Origin of the sequence: Kineosporia sp. NBRC 101677, assembly GCF_030269265.1 — a bacterium.
GTDB classification, from domain to species: domain Bacteria; phylum Actinomycetota; class Actinomycetes; order Actinomycetales; family Kineosporiaceae; genus Kineosporia; species Kineosporia rhizophila.
Window position 1 is genome coordinate 115,115 of sequence record NZ_BSTA01000005.1, and the last position, 21,464, is coordinate 136,578.

Genomic DNA, 21,464 nt, shown 5'->3' on the forward strand with positions numbered 1-21,464 from the left:
TCATGAGCGCCACCCTTTACGGACCGGACTCGGCGCAGACCCTGGGCGAGGTGGAACGCGACGCCACCGCGGTGGCCGCCCAACTGCAGGGCCTGGGCGTCACCCGGGGCACCCGGGTGCTCTACCGGGCGGAGAACTCACCCGCCTACGTCACTGTGCTCCTGGCCCTGATGCACGCCGGTGCCTCGATCGTGCTGGCCGATCACCTGGAGAACACCGACGGCACCGTCCGCATCTACCACCGGGCGGCCTGCCGGCTGCTGGTCACCGACGAGGGCGCCGTCCCCGAAGGTCTGCCCGTGGCCCGGATCGGTGACCTGGTCGCGGGCATCAGCCAGGACGACGAGGGCGACTTCGACCTGCAGCCCTGGGCGAAGATGCCCGACGGCCTGATCATGTGGTCGTCGGGCTCCACCGGCGAGCCCAAGGGGATCGTCAAGAGCGGCGGCAAGTTCCTCGAGAACCTGCTGCGCAACGCCGATCTGGTCGGGCACGTCGCCGACGACGTGCTGCTGCCGCTGCTGCCGTTCTCCCACCAGTACGGCCTGTCCATGGTGATGATCGCCTGGCTGCGGCGCTGTTCGCTGGTGGTGGCTCCGTACCGGCGGCTGGACGTGGTGCTGCGGATGGCCTCGCGTACCGGCGTCACCGTCATCGATGCCACCCCGCCCACCTACCGCAGCATCCGCAACATCGTGACCCGGCGCGCCGATCCGATGGCAGACCTGCGAACCGTACGGATGTTCTGCTCCGGCGCCGCACCGCTGGACCCGGCCCTTTCGGACAGCTACCGGGACTTCGCCGGGCACCCGCTGCTGGACAGCTACGGCAGCACCGAACTGGGCAACGTCTGCTTCGCCACCAGCCAGAACCCGGTGGGCACGGGCCAGGTGGTCCGCGGTCTGGGGGTGCGGATCGTCGACGACGCCGGAGCTTTCCTGTCGGCTGACGAGGTGGGGGAGATCGAGGTGCACTCACCCGACATGATGGAGGGCTTCCTGGCCGACGACGGGTCGGTGGACGTGGTGGAGCGCGGCTGGCAGAGCACCGGTGACCTGGGCTATCTGGACTCCGGCGGCAACCTGTTCGTGCTGGGCCGCAAGCTGGCGGTCAACCGGATGGGCTACACCATCTACCCGGAGATCCTGGAGAACAAGGTGGCCCGGGGCGGGTGCTCGGTCAAGGTCATCGCCGTGCCCGACCAGCGGCGGGGCGCCTCCCTGGTCTTCTACGTGGAGGACGAGCAGGGCCGCGACCGGCAGTACTGGCGGGAGCGGCTGAACGAGCTGCTGCCGCCCTACGAGCAGCCCAACCGGGTGGTGGTGCTGGACCGGCTGCCGCTGAACCACAACGGCAAGCCGGACCGCAAGCAGCTGACCGGTCTCGCAGAGGCCGAGATGGCCTCCCAGTAGGCGCGGTTCAGGAGTAGGGCAGGGTGACCGGGGCGATGTCGTCGTAGACGTCCCCCGGTCCCGGGTTGTCACGGTGGCTGCTGCCGCCCAGATGTCGCACCACGGCCCAGACCGCGTTCAGGCCGGTGGTGACGGCGCCCTCGGAGCAGCCGCTGAACCAGGAGACGTCGTCGCCGGCCAGGAACAGCCCGTTGCGGGCACTGCGGAACTGACCGAAGAGGCGGTGCTGGTAGCGGTAGTGGCCGGGCAGGTTGGCCCGGAAGGCGCCGAGGAAGTTCGGTTCGTCCTCCCAGGTGATGCCGACCGGCTCACCGATGATCCGGGCCCGGATCTCGACCTCGGGATGGATCCGGGCGATCCGGCGCAGCAGCAGGTCGGTGCGCTCGGCCAGGGACAGCGGCCCGAGCTTGAGCGAGTCGTCGTTCCACACGTACGACAGGCAGATGATGCCCGGGCAGTCCGGTCCGTCGTCCAGCAGATACATGCTGCGGGGGAGCCGGTCGGTGAGGGTCATGCCCAGACGCGGGCCCTGGGCGTCCTTCCAGAACGGCCGGTCGGTGGCGACGAAGACCTTGGAAGCGCCCATGTAATGCGTGCGTTCGATCGCCGTCCACACCTCGGTGGGCAGCAGCGACTCCTCCACGTCGATCCGCGTGGCCAGAAGCCGGACCTGGGGGGTGACGACCGCGGCCGGGTAGTCACGGTGCCCGTCCGCAGTGCTGATCCGCAGACCCTCGCCGCAGCGGGTGATGCTGGTGACCGCGGGGGCCGGCCCGTGCGGGTGCAGCGTGGCCAGTGAGGTTCCGGCGGGCCAGAAAATGCTGTCAGAAGCGTGCTTCCACAGGCCGTCGGGCAGGGACTGAGCGCCACCGACAATTCTCTGCTGGTCGTGTTCGGCGCCGGTCAGGACGACCCGCAGGATCTCCAGGATCGAGTTGGGGAAGTCGGTGTCCCAGCCGCCCGCCCCGAAGCCCACCTGGCCGAAGATCTCCCGGTGCCGGAACGAGGCGAAAGCCTTGGACCGGCTGATGAAACCGTAGAAGGACTGGTCGTCCAGCTCGGCCACCAGCCGGTTCCACACGGTCTTCAGAGCGGCCACGTCGCGGCCGCGCAGCGCCGCCTCGATCAGCTCCGGTTCGGCGCCGTCGGCGATCGTCCGCTGCCAGGCCTCGCCCACCTCCCGGTACACCGGGGGCAGGTCGTCGGCCGAACTTACCTGGTGGGTGCGGCCGTTCAGGTCGACGAACGTGGTCCCGGCGGCGGGACTGAGTGGATTGGGGAACGCCTCGGTGCGCAGGCCCAGCCGGTTCACATAGTGAAAGAGCGTGGTGGCGGCCGGGGCGAAGCGCATCGCGCCCAGGTCGGCCACGGTGTCAAGCCCGTCCGCGAAGCGCACCGAGCGCATCCGACCGCCCAGCCGTTCCGCCTCGTAGACCACCGGTTTCAGGCCCAGGCGCATCAGCTCGTAGGCCGTGACCAGCCCGCAGATCCCACCGCCGACCACCGCGACCTCGGTGCCGTGCCGTTCGGCCGGCAGCCGGCCGAGCCCGGAGGGATGTCTGAGCCAGTCGTCGTAGGCGAAGGGGAAGTCCGGACCGAACATCGTCAGCGGCGCCAGGCCGGCAGTCATTTCCGAGGCCCCTCATCAGCCGTGCCCGAAGAGATCTGGCCGGAAAGCCTAACCGCTGCCGTACCACTCACCCAGGTCGGCGGTTGAACAGTTTCCCTAGTCTGTCCCGAGAACGTCGTCGGCCGTGACCACCACCACACTGACGCCCTTGCGCAGGAACGCTTTCTGGGCTTCGTCCCGTAGGTCACCGGGGGTCGTCACCCGCACGGCGTGGGCACCGAAGCCTGCCGCGACGGCGACCAGGTCGAACGCCGTGACCTCGGTGTCTGTGCGCGCAACACCGGCCCGGTCGAAGGAGTCGCGGATCTCGCCGTAGCCACGGTTGTCCCACACCACGAGCAGCAGTTGCCGTCCCGCGTCCACGGCCGTAGCCAGTTCCGGCAGGGTGAACAGGAGCCCGCCGTCGCCGCAGACAGCCAGCGTGGGCCGGTCGGGCGCTGCGATCCCGGCCCCCACGGCCATCGGAAGGGCCGGGCCCAGCGTGCCCAGGCCGTAGGGGGCCAGCCAGGTGGCCGAACGGGTTCTGGGCACGTACTGGTGCGCGGTGTAGGCGAGCTGGGTCGAGTCGAGGGTCGTGATCAGGTCCGGCGGGCACATCGACCACAGGGCGTCCAGCCAGGGCATGTGCCGCCTGGAGTCGGAGGTCCACTCGATCCGGCTGCGGGCCCGCTCGGCCCGCTGTGCCCCCGCCCTCTGGGGCTCGACGCCGGCCGGTTCCGGCAGCACGCCCAGCAGGGCTGACAGGAAGGTTCTCACATCGGCGCACACGCCGATCCGCGGGCGGTGCGCCGACAACTGGGCCGGATCGACGTCCACCATCACCAGATCGCCGCCCGCCGGCAGGGGGATGCCGGTGTAGATGACGTCCGTCTCGGAGAACTCGGTCCCCAGCGCGAGCACCACATCCGCCGCGGCCACCAGGTCCCGGGCGCCCGAGAACGGCAGCAGGGTGCCCACCGCCAGCGGATGCGACGCATCGATCACCCCTGACCCGTTCCCGGTGGTCAGAACGGGTGCGTCGAGGCGCTCGGCGAGTCGTTGCACCTCGGGTGCGGCGCTTCGGGAACCGCCTCCGGCGATGATCACCGGACGCTCGGCGGCGGCTACCAGGGCACGGACCGCGTCGATCGAGGACGGCTCGAGGCTGGGTCGGTCTGCGGCGGGAGCCCGGGTCCAGGGGCCGGGGACCTGTGAGTCGAGGACGTCGATCGGGATGTGCAGGCAGGCCGGGCGGGGACGGCCGGTGGTCAGAACGCCCCAGGCCTCGGCCAGCAGTTCGGGAAAGGCCTCCGGGCTCCTGACCACCTTCGACCAGCCGATCGCCCCGGCGGCGGCCGCGGCCTGGTCGGGGATGTCGTGCAGCGCGCCCCGGGCCTGCCCGGCCAGGTCGCTGCGGGTGGAGGCGGCCAGGATCAGGATCGGTACGGAGTCGTGCCAGGCCTGGGCGGCCGGGGTGAGCAGGTTCAGCAGACCCGGCCCGGTGACCACTGCACAGACCCCCACCCGCCCACTGACTCGCGCATAGGCGTCCGCCATGAATCCACAGCCCTGCTCGTGTCGGGCCACGTGCGTGCGCAGTCCCGCCGAACCGAATCCGCGGTACAACTCGACCGTGTGCACCCCGGGGATGCCGAAGACGTCCTCGATGCCGTACTGGCTCAGCAGATGGGCGGCAGCCTCGCCGAACCACATGACGCACTCCTCGTCCGACGCCGGTCTGACCCGGGCCCGTCACCCGGGCGGGTGACGAGCGTAGCCGGGTACGTCAACGACCGGCCGGCAGCAGTTGAACACCCGAGTGCAGGTGAGTGATCCAGGTCACGGACGGTGCTTCTGGCGTTGATCAGGTTCCCGTGTGGTCGGCGGGCAGATCAGCGGCACGACCGAAAGCGCCCACCGACGAAAGACGTGGGTGGGCGCCTTGGTCAGGCCATCGTTCGGGCCGTGGGGGTGGGGAGTTTCAGGTGGTCGCTGATGGCGGTTCCTCCAGGCCCTGGACGATCCGCATGATGCGGGCGGCGCGCCCGGCCGGAGTGGAAGCCGTGATCACAGCATGAATATGACTGTATCGGTCAGCTTTGGACAGGGTGGCGAACCTGGTCTGCGCTGTGGGGGAGCCTGCGAGGGCCTGGCTGAGGTCGGGCGGTGTCTCGGCCCGGGCCTGTCCGGCATAGGCGCGGGCCCAGCGGCCGTCTGCCTTGGCCCGGTCGATCTCGGCCGTACCCCGTGCTCGCATGCGCCCCTGCTCGATCAGGGCCTCGACCAGGCCGATGTTGCGCTGGGACCAGAGCGAGCCCGGCCGGCGGGGCGTGAAGTGCTGCTGGAAGGTGCGGTCGTCGATGGCGTTGCGTCGTCCGTCGATCCAGCCGCTGCACAGCGCCTCGAGCAGAGCCTGCGCGTAGGTCAGGGACGTCGGGTCGGTGACGCCCTTCTTGGCCAGCACCAGTTTCACGCCGTTGGACGAGGCCTCGTTCGCATCCAGCCAGGCCCGCCAGGCGGCGGTGTCGGGCACGGTCAGGCGATCGTCGGTGTGTTCGTCGTCCATGCGGACCAGGCTGTCAGGGCATGCGGTCAGCTGGTGACCTCTTTCGCCAACTTCGGACCCGGCCGGTGAGAGTGGTGGCCCGGGCGCCCCCCCCGAAGCAGTTCCGAACCAAACCGGGTCTGGCTGCATCTCATCTGGGGACAGCAACCACAAGCCGCCTGGCGGCCTGATCGACTCGAGGAAGTTCCGATGCGTAAGAACAAGCCGGCCGTCTCCGTCCCTGTTGCCGCCCTGGGCCTTGCCCTGACTGCGGCGGTCATCGGCACGGCCGGTCCAGCCAACGCCGACGTCTCCAGCCGTACCACCGACGTGAGCAGCGCGGCCCGGGCCAGCCACTTCCAACAGGCACGTGCGTACTGGAAAGCCGGTGCCGAGGGCCCCAACGCGACTCGCTACGACGCGTTCAACGCCGCCCGCAAAGAGCTGGCGGCCGCCAAGGGTGACCGCTACTGGCACGAAGAGGACAACCTGGTCGCGCTGACCAAGATCCCGGGCACCCAGGTGACGCCGAAGCAGCGGGCCGCCGTGGTGCGCCTCACCCGAGAGCTCAACGGCTTCTTCCACACCCCGGGCCTGTACTCGATCAAGCCCGGCAACCCGTTGAAGATCGCCCGGGCCGACTGGATCAAGAGCCAGCAGGTCGCCTCGGCCGAGCAGAAGGTCTGGATCGCCGGCGCGATCGACGAGCTGCACTCCTACAAGAAGCGTTACGCCAAGCAGCGGAACCTGCTGAGCGAACTCCTGGAGATCCCGAACACCGGCACCACCGCCGAAGAGCGGGCGATCGCGCGTCGTAACAGCCGCGCCCTGAACGACTTCTTCGAGGTCTCCGCCTAGGGGAGTCCTGCCAGACACGCACCGGCATGAGCGACGTACAGACCTCAAGAGCAGGCTGTCCACCTGCCGATGTCTGAACAGGTCAGGCGTCCTTGGAGGTACCCATGCCGGTGAGCCCACGCGCGGTCTCTGCGCTCGTCGGCGGGTTCCTCCTGGTCGCCGTGTTCGTCCTGTTCTGGGTCCTCTGGCCGTCGAGGGCCTCCTCCGGGCCGCCCGACGACCGGGCCATCACGATGCCGTCCACGTTCATGGAGCTTGACGTCTCGCCCTACAACACCGGAGACGACCCCGAGAGCGTGGCGACGCTGCGGGAGGACGTGGGTGGGGCTCAGCTCGCGTTCGCCATGTACGGCAAAGCGGGCGGAACCACGGTCTCCGTCACGGCGACACGAACGGATCTCACCGGCAGGGTGGATCTTCGGATGCTCAACGACAATGGTCAGAGATACAGCAATTCCTACTGCAGCAGCAACCTTTCACTGCGCACGGCGGACCAGGGCCCAGATGGCGAAGGCTCTCCCTACCCCGGCGGGCTCATCTGCTGGCGTACCTCCGACCGGCTCAGCGTCTCGGCTTTCGCCCTGATCAAGCCCCCGGCCGAGGAGGAGCTGGCGCGGGCGGTGGACTTGTTCTGGGAGTCTCTGCGCTGAGCTGCGGCCCTGCGCAGAAAGTGCTGGTGAGGTTCACGGCCGGTCGGCGAAGAGGTCCGCGAGGCTGACGCCGGCGAGCGTGGTCAACTGCTGGTCGGCGGCGGACAGGTCGTGACCGATGGTCGTCGGACCCGGCACGGCGATGCACCGCACCCCTGCCGCCTGGGCCGCGGTCACGCCCGTCAGGGAGTCTTCGACCGCCACCGCCTGCCGAGCGTCGACGTGCAGCCGGGAGAGTGCGACCAGGTACAGGTCCGGAGCAGGTTTGCCGGCCCGGGCGTCTTCCCGGCACACCACCGCGGCCAGGCCCGGCAGGACGCCGGCCCGGTTCAGGTGGCCGAGGACCCAGTCGCGACTCGCGCCGGAGGCTACGGCCACCGGCACTCTGGCGGCACTCGCCTCGGCCAGCAGTTCCCGCACGCCGGGCAGGACCGGCAGTTCGGCGCTCGCCGCGCGCAGACGCCGCCGCACGTTGGTGGCGAACGCCAGGGGATCGACGGTGCCCGCGCCCAGCAGAGCCGCCACCCGCTGCGGGGTCAGGGACGGTACCCCGACGGCGGCGGCGAACGCGGCCTCGTCGAAGATCAGCCCCGTCTCGGCGCATTCGGCGCGCCAGGCGGCAATCACGGCGGACTCGGTGTCCATGATGACGCCGTCGAAATCGAGAATAACGGCCCGTTTTCCCATGATTCGTAATATAAATGGCTGAGGGGTGAGCCGTGTGCCATGGGGGGACACACATGGTGCGCAGTTCGCCGGTTCGTCGGATCAAGGAGGATGGATGGACATCGGCCTGGTTGGTTTGGGACGGATGGGCGGCGGTCTGGCGCAGCACTGGCTGCGAGCCGGACACCGCGTGGTGGGGTACGACCTGAGCTCGGCGACGGTCGATGTGCTCGCGGCGGAGGGGCTGGAGGCCGCCGTCGATCTTCCGGACCTGCTGGCCCGTCTCGGTTCCGGACCGCGGCTGGTCTGGATGATGCTTCCCGCCGGTGAGCCTACCCGGGCAGTGTCACAGGCACTGGAAGGTGCCCTGGCGCCTGGTGACATCCTCATCGACGGAGGGAACACCAACTTCCACGAGACGGTCGACAGGGCGGCCAGGTGCGCCGAACGCGGCTTGCGCTTCCTTGATGTCGGGACGTCTTCGGGTCTGCTCGGCAAGGACCTGGGCTACTGCCTGATGGTGGGCGGGGACAGGATGCTCGCCGAGGAACTGATGCCGGTGCTGCAGCAGGCAGCACCGGACGGAGGCTGTAAGTACGTGGGCGGCTCCGGGGCCGGCCACTACGTGAAGATGGTTCACAACGGCATCGAGTACGGGCTGTTGGAAGCCTACGCCGAAGGATTCGAGATTCTGCGGGCCAGCGACTACGACCTGGACCTGGCGCAGATCGCGGAGCTGTGGCGGCACAACAGCCTGGTCACCTCCCGGCTGCTGGACCTGCTCAGCGCCAAGCTCAGCGCCGACCCGCACCTGTCGAAGTTCGGTGACTACGTGGAAGATCTGGGCACCGGCCGCTGGACGGTGCTGGAGGCGATCGCCCGTGACGTACCGGCGCCGGCGATCACTGCTGCCCTGCTCACCCGCATCCGGTCCCGGCAGGAAACCTCTTTCGGTGGTCAGGTGCTCTCGGCCCTGCGCGAGGAGTTCGGAGGGCATGTCGTCAATCGCCCTGGTGGGCCGCTGAACTGAGTCCGGCTGTGCGACGGGGGGCGCGGCTGCGGGCCGGCGACCGGGTGGCCGTGGTCGCGACCAGCGGCCCGGTCTCGCCCGAGCAACTTGCCGGCGGTTGCGCCCGGCTGAGCTCAGCCGGACTGAAAGTTGTCCTGGGCCAGCATGTGCTGGCCCGGGACGGCCTGTACGCCGGCAGTGATGAGCAGCGTGCGGCGGACCTGACCGAGGCCTGGTGCGACGACGGGGTAGGCGCAGTGCTGTGCGCTCGGGGCGGTTACGGGGCGCTACGCCTGCTCGATCACCTGGACCCGGCGGTTTTCGCTGCCGCGCAACCAAAGCCGTTGGTCGGCTACAGCGATGTCACGGTGCTGCACCGTTGGCTCGCCCGGCACGCGGACGTCGCCACTCTCTACGGGCCGATGGTGGCCGGTCAGGCGCTGGCCACCGACACGCACGGCGCTGAGTGGGGAGATCACCTGATCCGGACGCTGATGAGCCCGGAACAGACGGTGCGGCTGCACAGCCCCGCAGCGCGCGTCCTGGTGCCCGGGCAGGCCGTCGGACCGGTGATCGGAGGCAACCTCAACCTGCTGGCAGCGCTGCTGGGCAGCCCCGAGGCCGGGTCGGCCCGCGGTTGCATCGTTGTGCTGGAGGACATCAACAAGGAACCGCACCGTCTCGACCGTCTGCTGACCCAGCTCCTGCGGGCCGGGTGGTTCGACGCAGCGGCCGGCGTGGTGGTGGGGGAGTGGGTCAACTGCGGGCCGGATCCCGACGCGATCCTGCTCGAACGGCTCGGCCCTCTGGGAGTGCCCATCCTGTCCGGCTTCGACGTCGGGCACGGTCCGCGACAGCTCACCGTGCCGCTTGGCCCCTCGGCGGTACTCGACACCGCCGACCGCTCACTTCACTACTCCCAGCCTGCGCTGGGCTGAAGCCGTAGCAACGACTATCGGCTCGCGCACCACGTTCATGGCGCGTCCAGAGCGGCGACAGCCCGTTCGAGTGCCTGCCCGAGAGCGTCCGCCTCGGCATCGTTCACCAGCCCACGATCCCACTCCAGCCGCAGCACGAACCGACTGCCGATCGGCTTCACCTCGAGCGTCACCGCGAACTTCGGTGTTGCGGCGGGCAGATCGACAATCCTGCATTCGGCGCCCGGCAGCGTCAGAACGTTTTCCTCGTCAGCACTGAAGTAGAAGCTCGGGAAGGCTGCAGGCACCGGACGTTCACGGCGAAGCGCAGGGATCACCGCAGCGAGCGGCGCCAGCACCGGCCTGGAGAGAACCTCGGCGGCGTGGGCCGACGCCCCGCGCAGGTACTCGCCCACCGCCCGGCCTCGCGCACTCGCTCCGACCACCAGCCGCGTGTCCACCATGTAGCCGGCCACGTTCCACTCCCTCGCCGCGCGGGCACGCCCGTCGGCGCAGCCGACGACGAACCGCGGCAGATCCAGTGCGCTGGCAAGCGCGTACTCGTACGCCGCGAGAAGCTCGATGAACGGGGAGGTTCCGTGCGCGATCGCGGCGGCTCGCACAGCGCTCGAAAGGTGCTCGGACAGAACAGTTCGGCTGTGGCCGGCGGAGCCTGGTCCGCCCTCACGCGACCAGGTCAGTGACGTGCCTGCCGGGAAGTCCGCCAGCAGCCGGCTCACCGTCACCTCGGTCTCGCTGCGTAGTTCGGGGGAGGCTGCGTGCTCGATGGCCCGTACGTTGGCGTCGCAGATCGTTCCTTCGGCCCTGGCCAGGGGACGGCCGGGCTCGGCGTAGACGCGGCCCAGATCGGCGAGGAAGAGCCGCAGCGACCAGCCGTCGACGACGGCGTGGTGCCAGACGAACGTGAGCAGACCGCGGCCCGGCGCGAACGGCGCCCACTGGGCCCGCATCAACGGCCCGTCAGCCAGGTCGATCGGAGTCCGGGCGAGCTCGGCGGCGAGCCGGAGCGCGGCGGCCCGGTCGCCCGGACGGATGACCTCCAAGAAGGGCTGGTGGGCGAGCAGTTGCATGGTGACGGACTCACCGTCGTCGCGAATCACCGCGGTGAAGGCCGGATGTGCTGCCGCTGCTGCGGCCACGGTCGCACGCAGGCGCTCCTCGTCCACGCCGGGCTCGTGCGGGCCCTCGGTGACGACGGCCCAGGATATTTCCACGCAGTACGACTCCACGTAGCGGGCAGAGTCCGGGTCGAGCTGGTCGTGCATCCAGATCCCCAGTTGCGCCGGCGTGAGAGGGCCACTCAACCGTCCCTCGTGCCGATGGTCGATCCCGGTGGGCGCAGAAGGTTTCAGCGAGTCCGCGAGCTCACCCAGCGTGGTGGCGGCCAGGATCTCGAACGGCGTCAGCTCCTGGGCGCCGTAGGTACGCAAGGCAACGGCCATGCGCACCGCCGAGAGAGATGTGCCACCGGACTCCAGAAAGCTCCAGTCCGGGGACGGCGGGGATCCGGTTGCTTCCCTCACCGCCTCTCGCACCAGGCTCCATGACTCGTCCGTCCTGATACTCGCCGACGCGGAGGTCGGGGCTGGGAGCCGGGCCAGCGCCGCACGGTCGATCTTGCCGTTCGCGGTCTGCGGAAGATCTTCAAGCGTAAGGACGATGGTGGGGACCGCCGCCGGCGGCAGCGTTCCCAGGAGTGCCCGCCGTAGTTCCTGCGCGTCGATCGATCCGCCTGGCTCCGGCACGATGTAGGCGGCGAGGACCGAGTTCTCCCGTAGGTCGGCGACGACCTCGCGCACCGGTGCGCTCGCCCGGATCGCCGCCTCGACCTCCCCGGCCTCGATGCGGGAACCGCGAATCTTCAGCTGCCCGTCGCGGCGGCCCTCGAACAGCAGGTTGCCGTCGGGCAGGAACCGGACCAGATCACCGGTCCGGTAGGCCCGCTCGCCCTCGATGTCGGCCAGGAACCGGCCGGCGGGGTCGCCGTCGAGGTAGCCCCGTCCGACGTTCGCCCCCGCCACCACGAGTTCACCGGCTCCCGACGTGTGCAGCCGGCCCTGCTCGTCCTGGACGTAGAGGGTGTTGCCGGGGACAGCGGTGCCGATGGGGGTGCGGGCGGCGCGCTCGCCCCCGGCTGGGGGCACCGGGTACAGGGTGCAGTAGATCGTCGCCTCCGCCGGGCCGTACGCGTTCACGACCTGCAGGCCGGTGCGTTCGGCCTGCAGGTCCTGGAGCAGCCCGAGCGGGATCGGTTCGACGCCCACGAGCAGCCGGGACAGATGCGAGCATCGTGTCGGATCGGCTGCCAGGTACTCGCGTAGCCCCTGCAGCAGCCCTGGCGGGGCGTAGACGCTGTGGACGTCCGCGGAGTCCAGGAACGCGCCGAACCGCTCGGCGTCCAGTCGTGCGCCGGCCGGGACGACCGCCACGGTGCCGCCGCTCAGCAGCGGTGACCAGCATTCCCACAGCGACACGTCGAAGGTGGGACTGGCCCACCAGGAGCCGGTGTAGGGCCCCTCGACCGGCGCGCACCGATCGAGGGCGGTGAGAGAGTTCAACAGGTTCCGGTGCTCGATCTGCACGGCCTTCGGCGGCCCCGTGGAGCCCGACGTACTGACGACATAGGCGACGTCGAACGGCGTGGGGGCCGTGCCCGGCCGCCCGGAAGCGAGCGGCCCGTCCCTGTCGACGATGACCTGAGGCGAGCTCACCGCGAGGATCTGCTCGATCCTGGGCCCCGGCAACACCGGATCGATCGGTACGTACGCCGCACGGAGCGCGAACGCAGCCAGCGCGACGGTCAACAGGTCGGCACCCGGAGGAAGAACCGCCGCCACCCGGTGGCCCGCCTCCACCCCGAGCTCGCGCAACTGCTGGGCGAGGCGTTCGCTCTCGGCGGCCAGCTGCGCGTAGCTGGTGATCCGCCCCGCCTCCACGACAGCGGGGCGCGACGGCGCCGTTGCCGCCGTGGCGAGCACCCTCCGCAGCAGCTCAGACATCAAGGCCTTCGAGCCTCTCGACGATCACGTCGGCCGCGCGCCGGATCGACGCGGGGCGGTACAGCTCGGTGCGGTAGGTGAGGATGCACTCGAGGCTGGATGCGCTCTCGAAGACGTCGAACCGGACGTCCCGGTGGGTGCCGTTCTCCTTGCCCCGCGTGGACAGCGTCGATGCCACCAGGCCGGCGAAGTCCGGCTGCTCGGCGGGGGCCTTGTTCATGGAGAAGTCCAGTTGGAAGGCCCGGTCGGCGGGCACCGGCGGATGCAGCGCCCGGTAGTGGATGCCGGAATGCTGTTCGACCTGTCCGAAGCTGTCTGCGGCGGCCCGGCAGACCTGCGTGAAACCTGTGGCCCTGCGCAGATCCAGCCGTACCGGGTAGGTGCCGGTCAGCTCGCCGATGATCGACTCGTCCGCCAGCGTGCGGCGCTGGGAGATCGAGACTCCCACCAGCAGGTCGCTGCGCCCGGAGATCTCAGCCATTGCGGTGCCCACCGCCGCCAGGAGCACCGGGAACCGGGTGAGCTGGTGGTGTGCGCAGAACGCATCAAGGCGGGCCAGTGTCACTGCCGGAAGTCCGAACGACACCTCGCCGGCGGCGAAGCTCGGGGTGGCCGGTCGTGGGAAGTCGCAGGGCTGGTCGCTCAGGTCGAACCCGTCGAGATACCCGGCCCAGAAGTCGAGGTGCTCCTGAACCGACTCCGGCGATTTCGCGGCGGCCCTGGCGGCCACGTAGGCCCGGTACGGGGTGGCCGGGGGCAACTGCAGCGTCTGCCCCCGGGCCCGGGCGGAGTAGGCGGCCGCCAGCTCCCGGTAGAGCACGGAACTGGAGTAGCCGTCGAAGAACATGTGATGCGTCGCCATCGCCAGCAGGCTCTCGGCCTCGCCCATCCGGTACAGCGCCATCCGGAACGGTCGTTCCTGACGCAGATCGAAGCGGCGGGTCACCTCCTGCCGTGCACGCTCGGCCACCTCGGCCAAGGGCGCCCCCGGCTGCTCGCGGACCGGCACGTCGACCCGTCGCGCGGCGTGGACGACCTGGACCTGGTCATCGACGGTGCTACGAAGGGCCTCGTGCCGTGCGGCGACGGTGTTGGCGGCGTACTGCAGGGCATCCAGATCAACCTCGCCGCGTAGGTGGATCAGGTGCGGTATCTCGCAGATCGAAGTCCGGTCGCCGGGGCCGCCGAGCAGTTGTGAAAGGGCCCGCTGCGCGTCGGACAGCGGAACGATGGGCTCATTGGTCTCGGCCGGGCTGATGGCTGGGCCGGTGACTGGGCCGGCGGTAGGGGGAGCGGGCGCAGGGTTCAGCTGGGCCGCGAAGTCCTGCAGGACCGGGTGGCTGAGCACCAGACGTAGCGAGGCGGAGTAGCCGTGCTGCTCGCGAAGACGGGTGACCACGCGGATGCCGGTGAGCGAGTCGCCCCCCTGCGCGAAGAAGTTGGCGTCGCGATCCACGGGCGTCTGCAGCACGGACTGCCAGACCTGTATCACCGCCTGCTCGACGGAGCTCGGGGCCTGGGCGTTGACCGGGGGCTGCTGCGGGGCGCTCGACGTCAGCGCCTGAAGAGCGTCGCGGTCGATCTTCCCGTTCCCGGTCAGGGGAATCTCGGACAGCACCCGCAACTGGGCAGGGATCATCGCGGCGGGCAGTTCCGCCACCAGCTGATGCCGGACCCGGGCCGGGTCGCACTCCCCGGTCACGTACCCGAACAGCTGCGGCTCAGCGCCACTGAGCACCACCGCGGCCTGCCGCACCCCTTCGCAGCGCAGCAGCGCATGCTCGATCTCGCCGAGTTCCATCCGGTTGCCGAGTACCTTCACCTGACGATCCCGGCGGCCGCGAAAGTACAGCTCTCCATCCAGGCCCCAGGTGCACAGGTCGCCGCTGCGGTACCAGCGGCCGCCCTCGGTCGTATCGTCGGGAACGAAAGCTGTCTGTGCGGGGTGACTCTCGCTGATCAGGTAGCCACGCCCGACGACCGGTCCGCGGATCCATACCTCCCCGACCTGGCCGGGGTCGGTGACGACGTGGCCGGCCTCGTCGAGCAACCGGATCTCCGCGCCGGCGACAGGACGTCCGATGGGCGGCAGGTCACGCTGCTGATAGGCGCGTAGGTCGCCGGTGAGCGTCACCAGCACGGTGGTCTCGGACGGCCCGTACGCGTTGAACACGGCAGCGGGGTAGTCGGGGGCCGGCCAGATCCGCATCAGGTCACCGCCGAGGCGAAGGGAGCGCAGGGTCGCCGGGCGGCGGCTCGACCCCAGCAGCGCCTCGCCGATCGGCGTCGGTAGGTGGCACTGCGTAACCTGCTCGGCGTCAAGGAAATCCAGCAGCTGTTCGACGTCACGGACGGCCGGTTCGGGGGCCAGGACGAGCGTCGCACCAGCCGCGAGCGTTCCCCAGAAGTCCAGGACCGACAGGTCGAAGCCCGGAGCCGTCGCGTTGAGCACCCGTTCATCCGGCCCGACCTGGCAGGCAGGAACGAACCAGGCGATCAGGTTCGTCAGGTTGCCGTGCTCGATCGCCACGTTCTTCGGGGTGCCGGTGGAGCCGGACGTCGAGATCGCGTACGCCAGGCGGGACTGCTCCGGCTCCGACACGGGCCGGAGTTCGTCGCCGCCGCTGCCGACCAGTAGGAGAACGCCGCTGAGCCGCCCGGCAAGATCGTCTGTAGTGATGACGCCCAATGCGCCGGCGCCACGAAGCGCGGTCAGTATTCTCGCGTCCGGCAGCCGTGGATCCAGGGGCAGGAAGGCGGCACCGGCCAGCCAGGCTCCCAACTCGGCCGCGACAAGATCGATGCTGCGCCGCATGACGATTCCGACGACGGGGTCGGGCTCGGGCGTCCGGGGCACCGCGGCGGCGAACCCGGCTGCCCGCTGCCAGAGCTCACGGTAGGTGATCTTCTCCGACGCGGTGACCACGGCAATGGTGTCCGGTGACGTCTCGACGTGGTGTGCCACTCGTGTCAGGGCACTCCTGGCAGCTGAAACCATGCGCGTTTCCCGTCTGTTGTGGGGGCCGTGACCTGGTCCGATCTACGCCAACCGGGCCACGTCGGGCTCCGTGCGGGTGCGTTCGCCCCAGCGGGTGGTCGGGCCGACCAGGAGGCCGAGTGCCAAGAAGATGCCGGCTACCACCAGCCAACCGGAAAATCCCCAACCCACAACAATGTACGTTGCGATAAGGGGCCCCAGGACACCCTCGACCGAGGTGCCGAGGTTGTAGATGCCCTGGTACTCACCCATCAGCGCGTCGGGGGCCAGCGCGTAGCCCAGCCCCCAGCGCGACGAAACCGTCCAGAGCTCGCCGAGCGTGAGCAGAACGACTCCCGCGGCGAGTGTCGTCACCGCCCAGAGGGTGTTGCCGAAACCGGCCAGCCCCAGCAGGATGCAGGCCGGGACGAGGACGAACGCACCGCTACGCCCAGCTTTCGCAGCACCGAGCGTTGTCTCCGAACCCGCGCTCAGACGGACCTGTAGCAGCACCGCTATCACCGTGTTCAGGGCGATCAGCAGACCGACGGTGAACGTCGGTGCGTCAGTGGAGCGCGCGACCCAGAGGGGGACGGCGATGATCAGCAGGCTGTGGTGCAGCAAGAGAAGCCCGGAAAGCAGCGCGGATGCGATGTAGGCCGGATCTCGCAGTGCCTGCCAGCCCTGTGGGCGCGCCTGCTGCGGACCGCCCGCCGGGGGAATCGCCGCGAGGCACAGTGCCGCCACCGCGTAGCAGAGCACGTAAAGAGCCAGTAGGCCGAGGTATCCGGCCCGGGTGTCCAGCTGAAGAGGGACCGCCGCCGTCAACGAGCCGCCGGCAGCGCCGGCGTTGAAGACCACCTGCTGCTGAGCCCGGAACCTGACCCGCTGTTCGGCAGCGACGACCCGAACGGTGAGGACGCTGCGTGCCACCCAGGTGCCACGATCGACGAACGTCACGGCCGTGACCACGACGATGAACATCCATGAGGTACTCGTGAACGCGTAGCAGGCGACCAGCGCCGCCTCGAACACGAACAACCACAACGCCAACGTCCGGACGTCCAGCACGTCGGACAACCGGCCGAACAGCAGCGGGCTGCCCAGCCCCACGACACCGGCGACCGCGAGCCCGATGCCCACCAGGTTCGGCGTCAGATCGATGAATCGCACGAAGAACAGGCCGCTGGCCGTGGCGAAGGCCGCGAAGCCGAACGAACTCGCCAACGTCGCGATGATCAGTGCACGCTCGGCTCGAGAACCAGGCCAGAACGCCTGCAGCATGCCGCGTCTCCCCTCGCGGACCTCGTACAGTGCCGCGCTAGCCCCTGCCGGCGGAATACCGGAACAGGCCCCTTTTCCCCGCTAGCGCGCTCTTTGAGGTCCCCCGAGGAGTTTGTGCGATTTGGGGGTTCGATGTTGTCGGTCAAACAACCGACATGCCAGACAGTTCATGCGCCGGTACCGCGGCAGGCCTACGTGGACCCGCAAAGCGAGGCAGTTCGTGCCGGATCGACGACCTGGTCTCCGGCCAGTCGCACGAGGGTCGCTTCACCCCGGGTCTGCTCCTGACCGGATGGGCAGGAGCAGACCCGGGGATCGCCAGTCAGTTGATGACGGTGTTGGTCCCCGTCCCGCCGGACAGCGTGTCCTCACCCGGGCCGCCGGAAATGTAGTCGTCGCCGCTGTTGCCGAAAATGACGTCGTCACCGCTGTTGCCGTACAGGGTGTCGTTGTGCCGGCCGCCGTACAGTTCGTCGTTCCCGGTGCCGCCGGTGATGTTGTCGTCCCCGTCGTTGCCGTAGATGACGTCGTTTCCGGCCTCACCGTGCAGGATGTCGTTGCCCGGCCCGCCTTGGATCTCGTCGTTCCCGTCGCCCGCCAGCACTTCGGCGCGTAGGCCGCTGATGGTGACGGTGTCCTTGCCGCCGCCGGTGCGGATCCAGGCGTCGTCACCCACGACGTTGATGACGTCGTCGCCAACGCTGCTGCTCACGACGGCGTTGTTGCCGACCGTGAAGGTGTTGCCCTGGTGGCCGCCACCCACGATGTTGGCGTCGGGCCGGTTGGGATCGCCGGTGGTGTAGGTGTTGCGGCCCTCGCCCTGGAAGTCGACGTTGGTGATGTTGTGGTCGGTCTTGTTGGTGAAGACGACCGTGTTCTGGCCGTCGTTGAAGCCCAGGTAGCCCCACAAGGACGCACTGGTACCGACCGGGGCGTTGTCGATCTCGCAGGTGACCTTCGTGAGGTCGCTGGGGTCGGGATGGACGCAGCCGGAGCCGATCTCGATGTCCAGGACGTCGTCCACCGTATAGACGAGTTTCGACCCATCGGCCGACTCTGCCAGCGTGACCGTGGCATCGTTGTCGACCCCGCTGCCGCTGTATTAACCGAAGCGGGTGTCCTTGCCGTCGTGGGTCTCCACCTCGGCGAGGGCCCAGGTGGTGGCCGCCTGGGCCGAACCGGCCAGAGCTATCGGGATCAGACCCGCCGTGGTCAGGCAGGCGACGCCGAGGGTTGCGGTGAGCCGGTTCGTGCGGGGGATCATTCAGGGCCTCCAGGCATGTGGTGCTGCGGTGCCTCCAACCTCGCAAATCGCAACCGCCCGCGGGCAAGGATGCCAGGAACGAGACATATGTCCCATGAGGATCTCTCGGGCAACCTTCTGAGGACTGAGTCCAGGAACGGTTCCGTGAACTGCGAGGGGAAGACTTCCGCTGCCACCTGCTACGAGAAGATCCCCATCGAGTAGGCGGACATGCCCGGTGCGTGTTCGGAGCCCGGTTTTGTCAGTCCTTCTTGATGACGTCCTTGCCCGGACCACCGGAGATCGTGTCCGTGCCCTTGCCGCCGTAGAGCTTGTCGTTGCCGCTGTTTCCCCAGATCCTGTCGGCCCCGGCGTCTCCATACACCGTGTCGTTCCCGGGGCCACCCTGCAAATAGTCGGTGCCGGCGCCGCCGCGGATCAGGTCCTTGCCGGTGCCACCGTAGAAGTCCTGCCGTCCGGCGCCGCCGTACAGCTTGTCGTTGCCGGTGTTCCCGTAGGCGATGGTCCAGTCGCCCGACGTGCGGATCGTGTCGTTGCCGTGACCGCCGTGGATCCGGGCTACATCGCCGATCTGCGGGGCGGTGGTGATGGTGTCGTTCCCTTGCCCGCCCTGGATCAGGTTTGCGTCGGTCTTCCCACCGGTGCTGGTGTACGTGTCGTTCCCGCCGCCGAGGTCGAACATGTCGTTCTCGTAGTGGTCACCACTCAGGTCGACGTACGTCACCGTGTCGTTCTCGGTGTCGAGGTGGAAGCCTGCGACCGTGCCCGGGTCCTGCCCCCAGAAGCCCAGGAACGTGCACACCACCAGGGTCTGGTCCGAGGCCGTGGGGTAGAGGCAGGTGTCGTCCGGGTCGCTCTCGATCTTGATGTCCACGCTGTCGTCGATCCGGTACTGGTACCAGGCACAGCCGTAGGCGTCGCAGATGTCGTCGCTCGGGCCGTCGACGATGTCGCGCGTGACCTTCAGGTGGTTGGTCTGACCGACCTGGGCCTGGTAGTTCAGGTGGTGGTTGACCTTCACCACGGCGGGCAGGTCCTGCGCCTGCGCCGAGGCCGGGAAGACCAGGCTCACCCCACTGGCCATCAGCAGTGTTCCCCACACCGCAGACACCGCAGGCAGTGTGCGGCTTTTCGGCACGATCATGGACGCCCCCCCGGAACTCCGAATGCTCACTGCGATGCGGCGTGCATCACGCTGAGCAGCGTGCCAGAAGCCGGCTTCTGTCTACAGGCCCAACTCCACCGGCGCGTCGGACGATGTCCGGGCGGTGAGACAGAGGCAGACGGTCACGGTAATGAGGCATTCGACCACCCGTCGGGTCCGGCCCAGTTCCTACGATCGACCGGAAAGGTGCAGCGAACAAGGAGAATCATGGAACTGCAGGGAAGTACAGCACTGGTCACCGGCGCCGGTCGTGACCTCGGTCGCCTCTTCGCCGAGCACCTGCTGCAGCGAGGGGCGAAGAAGGTCTACGCGGCCGCGCGACGCCCCGAAATGGTCGACCTGCCCGGCGTCGTGCCGCTGCGCCTGGACATCACCGACCCGGCGTCGGTGGCAGCAGCCGCCGAGGCCGCCGGCGACGTGACCCTGCTGATCAACAACGCAGGCGTCTCGCTGGGGCAGAACCTGATCGAAGGCGACCTGGGCCAGATCCGGACGGTCGTGGAGACGCACCTGTTCGGCACGCTCAACATGGTCCGTGCGTTCGCGCCGGTGCTCGGCGCCAACGGCGGCGGCGCCATCCTCAACGTGCTGTCGAATCTGTCCTGGATCAGCTTCGACGGCAACAACTCCTACGCGGTGGCCAAGGCCGCACAGTGGAGCCTGACCAACGGGATCCGGCTCGAACTGGCGAAGCAGCACACCCTCGTGTCCGGGCTGGTCTTCGGACCGACGAGAACCGAGACCATGAAAGCGTTCAACCCGGCTGCCGTGATGAACGACCCCGTCGACATCGTCAACGCCGCGTTCGACGGTATCGAAGCCGGCCAGATCGAGATCGTGGCGGACACATACGGTGCTGCCGCCAAGGCGTCGCTGGCCGGCGAACCACGCGGATTCACTCTGCTGACCAACAGCTGAGGCCGACGAGGCACGCGCTGAGCGCACGTCCCGGGTGGCTACTGCGACGCCACCCGGGACACGGCGCGATAGCGCAGCGGCGACTGCCCGCGGGCCCGCTGAAACGCCCGACGGAAGGCGTGCGACGAGCCGTAACCGACGGATTCAGCTACCACTTCGATCGAGTCGTCCGTGTCCCGAAGGCGGGCGGCGGCCACGTCCATCCGCCACGACGCCAGGTAGGCCCCTGGTGACATACCGAGCGTGGCGGGGAAACGGCGGCTCAGGGTGGCTCGAGACACCCGGACTGCCGAGGCGAGATCGGCCGTGGTCCACGGATACGCCGGACGCCGGTGCATGAGGGCGAGGGCATCGCGTACCACCGGGTCGCTCACCGTGGTCAGCCAAGGCGAAGTCGCAGGGGCGAAGCCGCCACCACCGACGGCCCGGACGAACTGTACGAGCAGCAGATCGACCAGACTGTTGACCGCCGCGGTGGCGCCCATCTCCGGGTGTGAGAGCTCGTCGCACAACAGGCCGATCGTGGCGTCGAGCTTGCGGCTGCTGGCCGCCTCGACGTGCAGGACGGCTCCCGGCATCGACCCCGACGTCCGGCTCACCGCGGGGTCAAGGTCATAGTTCACGGTGATGAACCGGGCCGACACCGGTCCGGATCCGAGCCGCACCACGCCACCCTGGTCACGGGCCCGCGAGGCGGCGACCAGATCACAGGGCACCATGCGTACGCCTTCGCCGCTGGACAGCCCGTGGGCCGTGCCCGGTGGCAACAGGACCGCATCGCCCGGGCGGAGCAGCCGCCGTGGCTCTTGGGGGACCTCCAGCCAGACGTTCCCGGAGGAGATGAGGTGCATCACCGCACCCGGGCAGTTGGCCAGCCACAGACCCCAGTCGCCGCCGCCGTCGGTCCGAGTCCCGACCGACCCGTGCGCACCGAAAAGACGGACGGTCTCGGCCAGCGGGTCAGGCGCCTGCGCCGTGGCGGAGGCAGGTCGACGGACCTGCGTGTTCGCGGCAGCGGTCTTGAGCCGGCTCTGTGGCCCCGCCGCTTGACGAGGGCTGCGCCGCCCAGCGGTCGGCGCTCCTGAGACAGGCGGCGGGTTGCTCACGATCAACGCAGCGCCGGCCGTGTTCCTGAGTATTCCGGCCCAGGTAGCCAGCCTGATTGTGGGC

The 21,464-nt window shown here is 69.1% G+C and carries 17 protein-coding genes; 6 read left to right on the top strand and 11 right to left on the bottom strand.

The window, feature by feature from the left end; all coding sequences use genetic code 11:
• Positions 1 to 2: 2 nt before the first annotated feature.
• Positions 3 to 1,412 (top strand): class I adenylate-forming enzyme family protein, encoded by a 1,410-nt coding sequence (locus QSK18_RS16590; RefSeq protein WP_232814354.1) that lies wholly within the window; start codon positions 3 to 5, stop codon positions 1,410 to 1,412.
• 7 nt (positions 1,413 to 1,419) lie between these two features.
• Here the strand turns inward: QSK18_RS16590 and QSK18_RS16595 are convergent, their stop codons facing one another.
• From QSK18_RS16595 to QSK18_RS16605, 3 genes are all read right to left on the bottom strand, one after another.
• Positions 1,420 to 3,042 (bottom strand): flavin monoamine oxidase family protein, encoded by a 1,623-nt coding sequence (locus QSK18_RS16595; protein ID WP_285620124.1) that lies wholly within the window; start codon positions 3,040 to 3,042, stop codon positions 1,420 to 1,422.
• Between the two features lie 96 nt (positions 3,043 to 3,138).
• Positions 3,139 to 4,734, bottom strand: coding sequence for a 5-guanidino-2-oxopentanoate decarboxylase (locus QSK18_RS16600; RefSeq protein WP_285620132.1), 1,596 nt, complete (start codon positions 4,732 to 4,734; stop codon positions 3,139 to 3,141).
• Positions 4,735 to 5,002: 268 nt separating this feature from the next.
• Positions 5,003 to 5,587 (bottom strand): YdeI/OmpD-associated family protein, encoded by a 585-nt coding sequence (locus tag QSK18_RS16605; RefSeq protein ID WP_285620135.1) that lies wholly within the window; start codon positions 5,585 to 5,587, stop codon positions 5,003 to 5,005.
• A 189-nt stretch (positions 5,588 to 5,776) separates the two neighbouring features.
• Here QSK18_RS16605 and QSK18_RS16610 point away from each other — a divergent pair, with 189 nt between their 5' ends.
• Together QSK18_RS16610 and QSK18_RS16615 are read left to right on the top strand one after the other, a co-directional pair.
• Positions 5,777 to 6,424: a hypothetical protein gene (locus QSK18_RS16610; RefSeq protein ID WP_285620137.1), complete on the top strand. Its 648-nt coding sequence runs from the start codon at positions 5,777 to 5,779 to the stop codon at positions 6,422 to 6,424.
• 104 nt (positions 6,425 to 6,528) lie between these two features.
• Entirely contained in the window at positions 6,529 to 7,074 is a 546-nt protein-coding gene (locus QSK18_RS16615; protein ID WP_232814349.1) for a hypothetical protein, read from the top strand.
• Between the two features lie 33 nt (positions 7,075 to 7,107).
• On the opposite strand, the gene QSK18_RS16620 is transcribed toward QSK18_RS16615, so the two are convergent.
• Positions 7,108 to 7,761 (bottom strand): HAD family hydrolase, encoded by a 654-nt coding sequence (locus tag QSK18_RS16620; protein ID WP_232814348.1) that lies wholly within the window; start codon positions 7,759 to 7,761, stop codon positions 7,108 to 7,110.
• A gap of 94 nt (positions 7,762 to 7,855) precedes the next feature.
• Between QSK18_RS16620 and gnd the strand changes: the two genes are divergently transcribed.
• On the top strand, positions 7,856 to 8,770 hold the full coding sequence (gnd, locus tag QSK18_RS16625) for a phosphogluconate dehydrogenase (NAD(+)-dependent, decarboxylating) (RefSeq protein WP_232814347.1): 915 nt from the start codon (positions 7,856 to 7,858) through the stop codon (positions 8,768 to 8,770).
• 8 nt (positions 8,771 to 8,778) lie between these two features.
• Positions 8,779 to 9,687, top strand: a complete 909-nt coding sequence (locus tag QSK18_RS16630; RefSeq protein WP_285620142.1) for a S66 peptidase family protein — start codon at positions 8,779 to 8,781, stop codon at positions 9,685 to 9,687.
• 35 nt (positions 9,688 to 9,722) lie between these two features.
• Here QSK18_RS16630 and QSK18_RS16635 read toward each other — a convergent pair whose 3' ends face one another.
• From QSK18_RS16635 to QSK18_RS16660, 6 genes are all read right to left on the bottom strand, one after another.
• Positions 9,723 to 12,686 carry an amino acid adenylation domain-containing protein gene (locus tag QSK18_RS16635; RefSeq protein WP_285620144.1) on the bottom strand — a complete coding sequence of 988 codons (2,964 nt, stop codon included), beginning with the start codon at positions 12,684 to 12,686 and terminating at the stop codon, positions 9,723 to 9,725.
• Positions 12,679 to 15,651 carry a condensation domain-containing protein gene (locus tag QSK18_RS16640; RefSeq protein ID WP_285620146.1) on the bottom strand — a complete coding sequence of 991 codons (2,973 nt, stop codon included), beginning with the start codon at positions 15,649 to 15,651 and terminating at the stop codon, positions 12,679 to 12,681. The genes QSK18_RS16635 and QSK18_RS16640 overlap by 8 nt, the downstream gene beginning before the upstream one ends.
• A gap of 75 nt (positions 15,652 to 15,726) precedes the next feature.
• Positions 15,727 to 16,947: an MFS transporter gene (locus tag QSK18_RS16645; protein ID WP_269811073.1), complete on the bottom strand. Its 1,221-nt coding sequence runs from the start codon at positions 16,945 to 16,947 to the stop codon at positions 15,727 to 15,729.
• 322 nt (positions 16,948 to 17,269) lie between these two features.
• Positions 17,270 to 17,971 (bottom strand): calcium-binding protein, encoded by a 702-nt coding sequence (locus tag QSK18_RS16650; RefSeq protein ID WP_232814342.1) that lies wholly within the window; start codon positions 17,969 to 17,971, stop codon positions 17,270 to 17,272.
• Between the two features lie 78 nt (positions 17,972 to 18,049).
• Positions 18,050 to 18,211 (bottom strand): hypothetical protein, encoded by a 162-nt coding sequence (locus tag QSK18_RS16655; RefSeq protein WP_232814341.1) that lies wholly within the window; start codon positions 18,209 to 18,211, stop codon positions 18,050 to 18,052.
• A 241-nt stretch (positions 18,212 to 18,452) separates the two neighbouring features.
• Positions 18,453 to 19,322 (bottom strand): calcium-binding protein, encoded by an 870-nt coding sequence (locus QSK18_RS16660; RefSeq protein ID WP_285620150.1) that lies wholly within the window; start codon positions 19,320 to 19,322, stop codon positions 18,453 to 18,455.
• Positions 19,323 to 19,583: 261 nt separating this feature from the next.
• On the opposite strand from QSK18_RS16660, the gene QSK18_RS16665 reads away from it, so the two are divergent.
• Positions 19,584 to 20,294 (top strand): SDR family oxidoreductase, encoded by a 711-nt coding sequence (locus QSK18_RS16665; protein WP_269811089.1) that lies wholly within the window; start codon positions 19,584 to 19,586, stop codon positions 20,292 to 20,294.
• A gap of 38 nt (positions 20,295 to 20,332) precedes the next feature.
• On the opposite strand, the gene QSK18_RS16670 is transcribed toward QSK18_RS16665, so the two are convergent.
• On the bottom strand, positions 20,333 to 21,250 hold the full coding sequence (locus QSK18_RS16670; RefSeq protein WP_352396576.1) for an AraC family transcriptional regulator: 918 nt from the start codon (positions 21,248 to 21,250) through the stop codon (positions 20,333 to 20,335).
• Between the last annotated feature and the right edge of the window lie 214 nt (positions 21,251 to 21,464).